Source organism: Methanomassiliicoccales archaeon, from assembly GCA_013415865.1.
Classification (GTDB): domain Archaea; phylum Thermoplasmatota; class Thermoplasmata; order Methanomassiliicoccales; family UBA472; genus MVRC01.
Map to the genome: position 1 here is coordinate 212,490 of CP058896.1, position 11,254 is coordinate 223,743.

Below are 11,254 nucleotides of genomic sequence, written 5' to 3' on the forward strand. Positions count from 1 at the left end.
ATTCCCATTGATAGTCCCGCCGATATGACCACCACATTCTAAAACCATATAGACCGATGGTCCTCGGTCCGTTGGAGACGCAGACCTTGTCGACGCGGGTCCCAGAATGATGTTTTAAAATCGATGTGGTCTCTTTAAATTTTTTTAAAACGACAACAGATTATTATAGCCAGTAATCCGATCGGACGCTGATGTCCGATAAATCGATGTGTTATCCTTATCCAGGTGAATATATTCTAGGCGAGATTGGGTCCAAGGTTGCGGTCCTGATCATCGGCAGAGGGGCTGTAGATGTGCCTTCCAGGTTGTTCAAGATAAAGGGGATCATGAAAACGGAGAACGTCGGATTGGAAAAGGTCATTCTGAACGTCATTTCAGACCCATCCATCCGCTTCTTGGTCGTTTGCGGCAAGGAGGAGTTTGGACATTTTCCAGCAGATGCTATCATCAACCTGATGAAAAACGGGATAGGTGACGACAAGAGGATCATAGGTGCAAGAAGCGCGATCCCTTTCCTTTGCTCTGTGCCGAGGTACGCCATAGAAAGGTTCAGGTCCCAGGTGACCTTGGTCGATCTTGTCCATCCAAAGGATGTCGATGAGATCGTCGCGATGGACCCCATATATCAGTTCGACGATGAAAGGAGGAGGGAGCTCATCGAAGAGCTGGAAAGATTGAGTGAGGTTAAAATTGAGGACTTCCCATATGGTCCTATGAACATCGAGGTCCGGGGCCTGATGCAGGCAAGCGACTCCATTGGTAAGACGATGCACAGGACCGCCGATGTCATCATCGAGGGGTTCCTCAGGATGCCCTCGGAGGCCTTGAACACGAGGTCCGGGTTCGCAATTGTGGACGAGCATTTTGGCATTGGGATCGACCCTGTGGGTGGCAGTGTTTTCCAATCTCCGAACCTTGAGCTCGCAGGAAGGATGCGCATGTATTTTACGGGGTGCTGACATGTTCAAATTCCAAAGCGAACAGATATCATTCGATGTCGGGGGAGTCCGTTTCGGGGGACAGCCTGGCAAAAGAAGGACGGTCATGGTCGGGTCGTTATTTTATCCTCGGCACAGCATCGTTCAGGACCGGATCGAAGGAGTCATAGACCAACCTAGGACAAAAGAGGTCCTGGAAAAGATGATGACCGCCTCAACCGAGACTGGATGTCCAGCAGCGGTCATGCTATTCGCTGAGACGTCCAACGCGATGAGGTCATATATCCGACAGTTCTCAGAGATCTCGGACCTTCCTTTCTTTGTTGATTCCCCCAGCAGAGACGTACGGCTTGATGGGATACGGTTCGCAAAGGAGATCGGGCTTCAGGACAGGGCGATATACAACACCCTGAGCGCAGGTACAGATGAGAAGGAGCTGGCGGCGATGTCCGATGTCGGGGTTGAGACCGCGGTCCTGCTCGCCTTCAACCCGATGGACCTGACGGTAAAAGGGAAGATATATCTGCTGGAAGATGGGGGCGGGGTCCTCAAGGAAGGCCTGATAGATATGGCAAAGAAAGCAGGGGTGAAGAACCTCCTTCTTGATATGGCCGTCCTGGCAGCTGAGCAGAACGCGGGAAGTGCGCTCAGGGCCTTGTTCATATCCAAGGCAAAATGGGGGCTGCCCTGCGGATGCGCGCTTCATAATGCAGTGGAGTCCTATGCCCCTCTTTTGAAGGCCTCTAAGAACGACCCTAGGCTCTATAGGTACGTGGACACGGCATCATGTGCGCTCCCTATGATGGCAGGGGCAGATTTTGTGATGTATGGACCGATCGAATCGGCCCGAAGGGTGATGTACTCCGCTTCTTTCACTGACGAGCTTCTGTGTCATGCGACGGCAGACATCGTTTACGAAAGAGAAGGGGATAAAAGGCATAGATGAAGGTCTGAATACCCAAAACCGAACTTCACGGTATCTCGACCTTGGAACCTGCCCACATCAGGTCCATGTTGACGAATCGGTCAGAGAACATCTTGGTGGCAGTGAACCCTGAGCAATGCATTGGGGCGATCCGTTCGACATTGAGGTTCTTGAGGTTCTCCATGGTCTTTAGAATGCGGTCGTTGTTGGCAGGTGTTGCCGAAAGATGGAAGCCGCCCATGACCATGTAGACCGGCCTTCCGGTGGATTTCTTGGCCTGATGGACCATATTGATGACACCAGGATGACCACAGCCGGTCAGGAGGACCGTTCCTTTCTTCGTTGTCACATATAGCGCCTGCTCTTCGACCATATTGTCAGGCACAAGTTGGCCTTCCTCCTCTCTATAGAAACGTGTCTCACTCTCAAAAGGGTACAGTCTTGGGACCTCCCCCGAGGTCCTTATCCCAGGGACAAGTTCGATGGGTGTCGAGGATAGTTGCAGATTTGCTCGGGAAAGTGCGGTCAGGGTTCCCTCTGATGCGGAAACATCCCTCTTGGAACCGTCATGAAGCAGGGCGATCTTTTTTCCTGAGAATGTCTTTGGATGTGTATATATCGGCACCCCTGCCTCGATCATGATATTAAGGCCACCAAGATGATCATAATGGCCATGAGATATGAAGACCAGGTCGATATCCTGAGGTCTGAACCCTAAAAGGTCAAGGTTCTCCTTGAAGACCATCTCTGAAGCGCCCGTGTCGAAAAGCACGTGCTTCCCCGTGTCCGTCTCGATCAGGATGCTCAGCCCATGCTCCGAGATGAAGTGCCTGTTGCTGCTATCTACCCTCTTGACCGATTTTGTGCTATCGAACGACGTTCCTGCATGATTCTCTACGACAGTAAAGAACTTCACAGAACTATCATCCCCGGTTGACGATCTTGAGCTCGCTGAAGTTGTAGCACTTTTTCGGGCAGACCGACTCACAGTTCTTGCAGGCCGTGCCAAGACAGTGTTCCGTCTCTACCTGGATCTTGAACTTTCCATCGCCCATCTCGTATACTTTAAGCGCCCTCTCTGGACACTGCTTTTCGCATTTACGGCAACCTATGCACTCGGGGAAAGAGCCCACCAGGTAGACACCGACATTGTCCAATACCTTGAGCCCTCTGTGACCTATTATCGGTATGTCAGAAGATACGATCCGGATTGTCTCCTTCGGCCTCTTTATCGGTGGTAACGGACGGTAGCCCTTGCCTGCTAGCATCTCGTTGAACATCTCGAATGGCATGCCTTCATCCCAATAGGCGATCTCGTTGACATAGATCTCCTCGAACGTCTTTGAGGTGGCGAACATGATATGCTTGGAGCTTATGGCATCCGCCACGTCCTGCATCTTGTCAAGGCCATCGTCATCGACCAGGATGTCATACGCCATCATCAAGGAGGTGTTTCCAGCCTGGACCGTCTTATCGAGCACCCTTGGGACCAACCCAACCGTTTGGGCCTTGATCGGGTCCACATAGGTTCCTGATGCGCCTGCCAGATACATCGTCTTGACCTCCTTGTCATCTATCCCCACCTCCTCTATGAGGGTTCGATGACCGGCCCTTATCGCTCCCATAGCCTTTCCCGCCTCATGCAGGTCAGACTCGTGGAATGTTATACCGTTCATCAGGTGCATCTTGTGGTCAGGGGTGTCGATGTATGGGAGCTTGATCACCCCTGTCTCCAGGCCCATTGCGACGCAGGCGACACATCCTGTCCCCGTGATGCCTCGCGCGGTGTTGTTCGTAAGTATCCTTCCACTGCCGTCCCTGGGGTCGATCAACGCCGTCTGAATGGGTTTCAATTTCTCATCGAGCACATAATTATACCATTTGCCGCCTGGCCCCAGAGAGAGGTCCGAAATGGCCTCGGGGGCCGCCAACATCCCATATTCGATGGACTGTCCTTCCATGGCCGGTCCCGCTGCAGCTGACCCGGTATAAAGCTCGCCTTTGTACATAAGGCCCATCTCGGCATTCGTGCCGTAGTCTGTGACCATGCATGTGCCCTTCTCCTCGAGCATATTGGTCTTCATGATCATGGCCAGGGCATCGGCCCCTATCTCATGTCTAATCGATGGAGGTATGCGTATCTCCGCGGTCTTCTTGACCGATGTGAGGCCAAGCTCCTCCGCCTTGATGGTATGGGCCTTTCTCTCGGGCACCTTTACATTGAGCTTCTTCAACATCGACTGTCCAGCGAATGCCAGGTCCCTTATCTCGATATTTTCGAACATCGACAACTGGGCCGGATTCCCGCAGATCGCCATACGAACGATCTCATTTGGTTCGGCCCCATGCATCGCGATGAGCTTGTCGACCGTCTCAATGATTATCTTATGCCCCACTTCAGACCCGTTCTCCAACCAGAAATGAAGGTGGTCCATGATGTTCGCCCCTGGAAGGGGGTGCCTCATGGTTATCGAGGTCGATAGGATCTTTCCCTTTTTGTCAAGGTCGACAAGGTGGGAGCGATATCCGCTTGTTCCCAGGTCAAGTGCGATGCCGTAAGACATTGGTAATCCTCTGTCCCCTTACTGTCCTATCCGTATTTAAAAATTAGAGATAATTACATACACTGGACGTTTTTATGTTCCAGGATGGACGACGCTTACCATCGAACATCATTCCAGAATACATCTGACTCAATTCTAACTGTTTGGTTTTTATAGAAGCCCATAAAATATGACCTCTATGACCCCCCGTCAAAGATTTGACGCCGCCATGCGCCTCGAACCCGTAGACAGACCTCCTGTTTTCTATCAGCATCTCGGTGCGGCAAAATGGGTGCTCGAACATACGGGGCTCAAGATGAGAGATGGGTTCCACGACCCCGACGTTTTCTCAAAAATCTGCCTGGCGGCGCATGAGCTATATGGTTTCGACAACCTGATGGCGGGATGGGGGGACCTTCTGATAGAGGCCCAGGCCCACGGTGCAAGATGGAAATTCCCTGAGCGTGATTTCTACCCTCGGATAGAAAAATATCTTGATGTCTCCATGGTCGATGGCCTAACCCCTGTCGATCCAATGAGCGACAGATATTGGAGCATCCCGTTGAAGGCGGCGTCGGAGATGATGTCCAAGGTCGGTCGCGAAACGCCGGTCATTGGATGTGTGGACTCTCCGATGCTTGTTGCGTGTGAGACCATCGGAATGGAGACCCTGCTCATCTCTGCACTTACGGACCCTGGGATGGTCCATAGGCTTGTATCGATCGTCACTGAGTCGTGCAAAGCGTATGGAGAGGCCGCTGAGAGGATCGGTATGGATACGATCTTCTGTGATAATTCATCAGCAGGGATCGAGCTGATGTCGAAAGAACAGTGTTCGGATCTTGACCACAGATACCTAAAGGACCTCATGTCCTCGTGGCGGAGAAGGGGTATCGCCACCGTGCTTCATAACGATTCGGCTGGTCCATATTTAGACCTCCAGTGCGCCCTGCTACCAAAAGGCCTCACATTCCAGGTAAAGTCTGTTGACCTTATCAGGACCTTTGATCTTTTGAGGGGGAGGATCTGCGCGTTCGTAGGCATAGATCATCAGGAACTGTTGTTCAGAGGGGCTCCGGTGGAGATCGAGGCCGAAGTGTCGAGGGTAATAGATTCTTGGGGAAACCATCCAGGGCTCGTCATCGCATCTGGCTGTGAATTGCCGTATAAGACGCCCATCGAGAACATATCTGCTCTAAAGAACGCCGCCATCAGATTTGGCATGAATAAAGGGTCGCCTCAGAATTGATAGTGGCATAGTGAAAGGTCAACTAATATCGATCAAATTAATGTATGACCAAGTAGAAGGTTGGACGCTCTGGTCCAAGAGCGTTCAAGGAATATTCTCCTAATATCATCTCCTTTCCAAAAATCACCCGGGCCAATGGTCAATGACGATTCTGTTGAAAAGTTGATGCTGAAAAGTATGGATAGTTGAAAGGGGGCTTGCGCCCCCTTGTAGTGTTTATAGTTCTTCAGCCTTTGACACCCTTCACCATGGCCTGGATGTTGGCCAATGGCACGCGGGCTGCGAGACCGCATCCAGGTGCGACAAGGTTGAACCCTGCTGCCTTGACGCGCTTGGCCATCTCCAGGTTGTCCTCAGGGGTTCCCTGGAGCAGCGGACGGACCACACCTACGTTTCCAACAAGGGCTGTCCGTCCTCCGACGAGCTCGACGGCCTTCTCAGGGCTGACCTTCTCCTCGATGGAGAGGCAGTTCGCTCCCGTAGCGATCATGTGGTCGAGCAGGATGGTCGTGTCACCGCAGATGTGCAGGCATGTCTTTGCCTTACCTGCTTCAGAGAATGCCTCTTTGATGTAAGGCTTGGCGAACTCATCGAACATCTCACCGGACAACATGTCGGTCGAGGCCGATGGGTCGCTCATTACAATGACGTCGGCCCCCGCCTCTGCCAAGGCCTTGACATACTGCTTTTCGAGCTGCGCGGATGCCTTGATGAACTTCCTGACCGGGTCTGGGTCAGTTATCATCCAGAGCAACAGGTTCTCAGTGCCTACAAGGTGTCCCGCGATCGTCAACGGACCGGTGGTCCCGACCACTATCGGGTATTCGTTGCCTACTTTCTGCTTGCAGAGCTTGATTGCCTCGACGACGGTCTTTGCACGGCCCGTAACAACGTTCTTCGGAATCTCGATGGGGCTGTCCGCCTCGAATCCGTGCTTCTTAACCATCGGCGTGCGGTCTTGCTTACCCAGGTCGACCGCGCATCCCATGATCTCGGCTTCGACGGTGAGACAGTATGGAAGCCTTACGGACTCGAGCCCGGTGACCTTGGGGATGGCACAGGAGAGCTCGGCCATCTTGTTCGCATCGGTATGGGCATCTGGCCAGTAGACCTTCGCGACGTCCATGACATCGACGGTGACGCTCTGGGTGAAACAGACCACAGGGGGCCTGTCCAATTTCTTCTTCTCAATGGCGGCAATGACGCGCTCTTTCGGAGTCATGTGGCTTGACATCTATTCTTCCTCCATTCTCTCTTAACACTATTAAAATTGTTTGCGGTGTCGGATAATTAGATTTCGTTTACTTAAAGGATTCTGCTTTCCAACATTGGCCTTTCCAGTCACCTGAAAATATGTCTCAGGATTTATGAAATTTGACGGGTTGGAATCAGATACAGAGATCGTGATGCATCCTATTGGTCCGTGGATCAGATAGCAAGAGCGGCGACGAACAACATCAACAGGAAGATCGCCGTCAATATTTCAGCTCTCCTCATACGGGGGCTGCTGTGATCATCCCTCATATTCCATGTCAAGATGATCAATATGCCTGCCCCGCTCATTCCCAGCCCGAATATCCCTACGGTGCTTTCCAAAATTTTTCCAAGACCAGCAACGTCAATATCTGCTGCTGCGACAGAGATGACGATCCCCTCTAACGAGATCAAGGATGCCGTTATCAACATAAGAGTAATGGTAAAACTTCGCACGAGCGGGGTGGCAAACAATTTCATCTTTCTGGTCAAAAAAATCCCGAGGCAGATCATTGAGAGGATGACTATCTGGGCTCCGAACAACAGGACGATCGCGTGGGGGAGGGTCAAAAGTCCTGTGACCTTTGTTTCACCCGCCAATGCGAACACCTCTATGCCTATGCCCGCCAAAAGGATCGCCGAAAGAATGCCAACGGATTCAATAATGAACCGCCTTCCAGGGGTCCTGTTCCTGGTCCACCAACCTGCCAAGGACAAGGCGGAGAGCATGAATATGACCGCAAAGAAGGCGCCCATGTACATCTTCCCCGCCGCGAACTCATTCCCCAGCTCGAAGTAATCCGCGAGAGCGCTTAGATATGTAGAGCCCAGCATGAAGACCGCGACTATCGCTAAAAAGAGCACTTCAAAGACGGTTCTGGTCCTCCCCTTAAAATATTTCGTACCGTCCAGGAGGAACGCAAAGATCAATATGAATGAAAGGATGAAAACCAATACGCCGGCCAAGGTCATTTTTCCCTCGCCGACATTCATTATCAATGCTGTCCTTAATGGAGATGCAACACCTATAAGAATGGCCCCCACTGAGGATAGTCCTATCGAGGATGCGATCCCTACGACCCATGAGATTGGATTCGTTACTTCTTTCCTACGATTCACCCACAGGCTCGATGAAAGGGCTCCGATACAGAAAAGCTGAGCTGACAATAATGCTGATGCGACCATTCCATAGGTCTCTCCCTCCTCGAAGGTTACCTTTGTTGCATTAACCGTTAAAAAAAGACCTTCGAACATCACACAGAGGCTGGATACCAAGAAGAGGAGATGTAGGACCTTTGATACCTTTGGCCTCGAGGAGATATTTTTGAGATCGATCGCGAACCAACCTGAAAAAATGATTATCCCTAAAATGATAAGTTGGGCCCCGGCCATCAGGACCGTGCTCTCTCTTAACCCCCCGAAACCTTCGACCATTGCGGGTGATGCGTTTATCGCAAGGGCTCCGCCCTCAATAATTATCGCAAGACCGAGCAAAGGCCCGAGCAACCGTCTGATATCAACCTTCAATCGTCGCTTCCCCCGTATCGCCAGTGTGACCACTCGATAAACATTCCCTAAATCGCATCTTTATTGATTAATCTTTCATTACCGATTATCGGATCGGGATGGTTCGGCCATTGAGACCATTGAAGGATGTCATATCAGTACTGAATGCTGAAAGGAACTGGAAAAGAACAATAAGACCCAGATATAAAAAAAGAATAAAGGGTTAGTTTTGCTAGCTATTTTAAGGTCCTCTCGAACCTGAGATCGCGGCCGCCCAGATCCCTATTCCAAATATCACAGAGTAACCTCCGGCAGCCCACAGGATCTCTAAAAGCCCCTCAGGTGGGATGACCAACGCCCATACCCCAACGATGAATGAGAAGAAGCCCGTTATAAGCAACAACAGGAAGGATATCTTCCCGACCATTTGCTTAAGCCCAGTAGGCATCATAAAAGCCTCGACCACCCTCATCAGGCCCGCGATCAGGGCGAAGATGCCGAAGTACATCAGCATTTGTTCCGAATCCAGATCAAGGAACAATACCAACAGTCCTAGGATGAAATATATCACACCCTCTATGAGAGGCAATAGCTTCATCTTTGCCAGCATCGATCCTTTGAAGAATCCTACAATGAAAACAATGCCTGAAAACAATAGGAACCCTGCGAACCATAGAGTAAGGTTCGTCAAGTTCATGTCCGATCTCACATACGCTATGAATCCGAATATCACAAGGAAGACTCCGAACCAAAGGTAATGCCACCAATCTTTGACGATATCCCCCGTGTATCCCACATTTTCGTGCTCTGACATCTCTTCTACCCCTCCTTAAGGGATGCTAAAAGATTGAATTTTGTTGAATAAATAGATATCGGAAAAATAAATGATTCCTGATTAAAAGAATGGGCCAATAGTGTTATTTATAAATAAAAAATAAAAATGAAAGAGGTGAAAGGTGTTTTACTTCAGAAGGCTCGCTGCGACCTTGACCGCCTCGTTGGCGTCGTAGCCGTAGCCGTCCGCACCGATCTGCGCGGCGAAGTCCTTGGAGACCGCTCCACCGCCGACCATTGTCTTGATGGCGCCCTTCTTCCCCATCTCCTTCAACATGCGCTCGATCTCCTTCATGCCAGCAAGGGTCGGGGTCATCAATGTTGAGGTGGCGATGATGTTCGCGTTCTCTGCGACCGCCTTGTCAACGATTGTCTTAATCGGGATGTCACGGCCAAGGTCGAAGATCGTCAAACCGGCGCCGGTCAACATTGCCTTGACAATGTTCTTACCGATGTCGTGAACGTCTCCCTCAACGACAGAGATAACGACCTTGCCCTGGGCGCCTGCGGAAGTCTTGTCAAGCTTCGGCAATGCCACATCCAAGGACTGATAGAGGGTCTGAGCGGACAGGAGAACCTGGGGCAGGAAATACTGCTTCTGCTCGTACTTCTGGCCGACGATCTCCATGGCCTTGCTCAATCCATCGAAGATGATGGTCTTCGCGGAAACGCCCTCTGCCATGAGCGCCTCGGTCAATCCCTTGGCTTCCTTAACCTTTCCCTTTACAACGACTTCAATCAACTGGTCGAGTGTTGCCATTTACTGCTTCCTCCTAGTTCGATCATCAAAGAATTTTGCTCGCAAATTACAATGGACGATTATAAACCCTTGTGTGGATGGATATATCATCCATATATTCATACCGCACTATCGTTAATATCAAGGCCTCATACTAGATTTTCAATTATATTTGTTCTTTTTCCACAGCCGGGGCAAGCGCCGTTCCTAATCAGGACCTTTATGTTCGAGTAAGATGGGCAGAACCTGCTGACCTTCTCGCCCATGAACACCAGGGGTTCAGATCCTGCCGCCTTTCTCTCTATCCACGTCTTCCCACAATCCGGGCAGATGGTGTCCCTTCCAAAATCATCCCCGGGCCCGCCCATGTAAACGAATTTTAGACCGCATGCCAGCAGCTCACGGCGGGCGACCCCCAGGTCCTCGGTTGAACTTACTGGAACATTCAACATTCTCCTTCCCGGCTGGAAGCGGAACAGGTGCACGGGGGTCTCCTTGTCCAATTTTCTCATCACCCATATTCCGAACCTTTCTATCTGTTCTTGGGTGTCTGTCATCCCAGGGATCATAAGATAGGACAGTTCTATGTGCTTTGACCTTTCAAATGCCATTTCGCATGTCTCGAGGACGGGCTTCAGCGAACCTGAACAAAGGTCCCTGTAGACCTCGTTCGAGAAACCTTTGATATCCACTTTAACGGCATCAACGGCGTTGATGAGATCTTGCCTTGCTTGACCTTGGATATATCCATTTGTGTTAAGGATGATGGACAGACCTTTCTTCTTAGCATACAAAGAAACACATATTATGTATTCAGACCATATAGTTGGCTCATTGAAAGTGAAGGCAATTCCTATGGCCCCTTTATCTACGGCCTCAGATACCAGCTCTTCGGGCGATATGAACCTGTATGGTACATCTGAATCAGGTCTGGATATGAATTGGTTCTGACAGAATTTACAATCTAGGTTGCACCCGTAGCTTCCTACGCTAAGCAACCGGGCCCCTGGTATATAGTGGAAGATCGGTTTCCTTTCGATCGAGTCGATGGTGCTGACCGTGACCCTTCCATAGTTCTCTGAGAAAAGCGTGCCCCCCGAGTTCGAGCGGACCTTGCAGAAGCCTTTTTCACCTTCCCCTATCAAGCACATCCGTGGACATAGCTCACATTGGACCTTTCCTTCGTTTTCGAACCACCAACGGCCTCGATGGAGGTCGACGGCCTTCTCAATAATCGTCCTCTTCATCTTGGGAAGCCCCGCACAC

Annotated in this window: 10 protein-coding genes; 3 read left to right on the forward strand and 7 right to left on the reverse strand. The window is 50.8% G+C overall.

Annotated features, from left to right (window positions below; translation table 11 throughout):
* Positions 1-191 precede the first annotated feature (191 nt).
* Positions 192-959 carry a hypothetical protein gene (locus tag HPY73_01125; protein ID QLH74185.1) on the forward strand — a complete coding sequence of 256 codons (768 nt, stop codon included), beginning with the start codon at positions 192-194 and terminating at the stop codon, positions 957-959.
* A gap of 1 nt (position 960) precedes the next feature.
* Positions 961-1,884 (forward strand): hypothetical protein, encoded by a 924-nt coding sequence (locus HPY73_01130; protein ID QLH74186.1) that lies wholly within the window; start codon positions 961-963, stop codon positions 1,882-1,884.
* Between the two features lie 25 nt (positions 1,885-1,909).
* On the opposite strand, the gene HPY73_01135 is transcribed toward HPY73_01130, so the two are convergent.
* Positions 1,910-2,779, reverse strand: coding sequence for an MBL fold metallo-hydrolase (locus HPY73_01135; protein QLH74187.1), 870 nt, complete (start codon positions 2,777-2,779; stop codon positions 1,910-1,912).
* A 7-nt stretch (positions 2,780-2,786) separates the two neighbouring features.
* Positions 2,787-4,427, reverse strand: coding sequence for a methylamine methyltransferase corrinoid protein reductive activase (locus HPY73_01140; protein QLH74188.1), 1,641 nt, complete (start codon positions 4,425-4,427; stop codon positions 2,787-2,789).
* A 208-nt stretch (positions 4,428-4,635) separates the two neighbouring features.
* On the opposite strand from HPY73_01140, the gene HPY73_01145 reads away from it, so the two are divergent.
* On the forward strand, positions 4,636-5,655 hold the full coding sequence (locus HPY73_01145) for a hypothetical protein (GenBank protein QLH74189.1): 1,020 nt from the start codon (positions 4,636-4,638) through the stop codon (positions 5,653-5,655).
* Positions 5,656-5,881: 226 nt separating this feature from the next.
* On the opposite strand, the gene HPY73_01150 is transcribed toward HPY73_01145, so the two are convergent.
* From HPY73_01150 to amrS, 5 genes are all read right to left on the reverse strand, one after another.
* Entirely contained in the window at positions 5,882-6,889 is a 1,008-nt protein-coding gene (locus HPY73_01150; protein ID QLH74190.1) for an MtaA/CmuA family methyltransferase, read from the reverse strand.
* Between the two features lie 194 nt (positions 6,890-7,083).
* Positions 7,084-8,436 (reverse strand): hypothetical protein, encoded by a 1,353-nt coding sequence (locus HPY73_01155; protein ID QLH74191.1) that lies wholly within the window; start codon positions 8,434-8,436, stop codon positions 7,084-7,086.
* Positions 8,437-8,656: 220 nt separating this feature from the next.
* On the reverse strand, positions 8,657-9,229 hold the full coding sequence (locus HPY73_01160) for a DUF308 domain-containing protein (protein ID QLH74192.1): 573 nt from the start codon (positions 9,227-9,229) through the stop codon (positions 8,657-8,659).
* Positions 9,230-9,376: 147 nt separating this feature from the next.
* Entirely contained in the window at positions 9,377-10,009 is a 633-nt protein-coding gene (locus tag HPY73_01165) for a corrinoid protein (protein QLH74193.1), read from the reverse strand.
* A gap of 128 nt (positions 10,010-10,137) precedes the next feature.
* The gene (gene amrS, locus HPY73_01170) at positions 10,138-11,235 is read right to left on the reverse strand and encodes an AmmeMemoRadiSam system radical SAM enzyme (protein QLH74194.1); all 1,098 of its coding nucleotides are present in this window, start codon (positions 11,233-11,235) and stop codon (positions 10,138-10,140) included.
* Between the last annotated feature and the right edge of the window lie 19 nt (positions 11,236-11,254).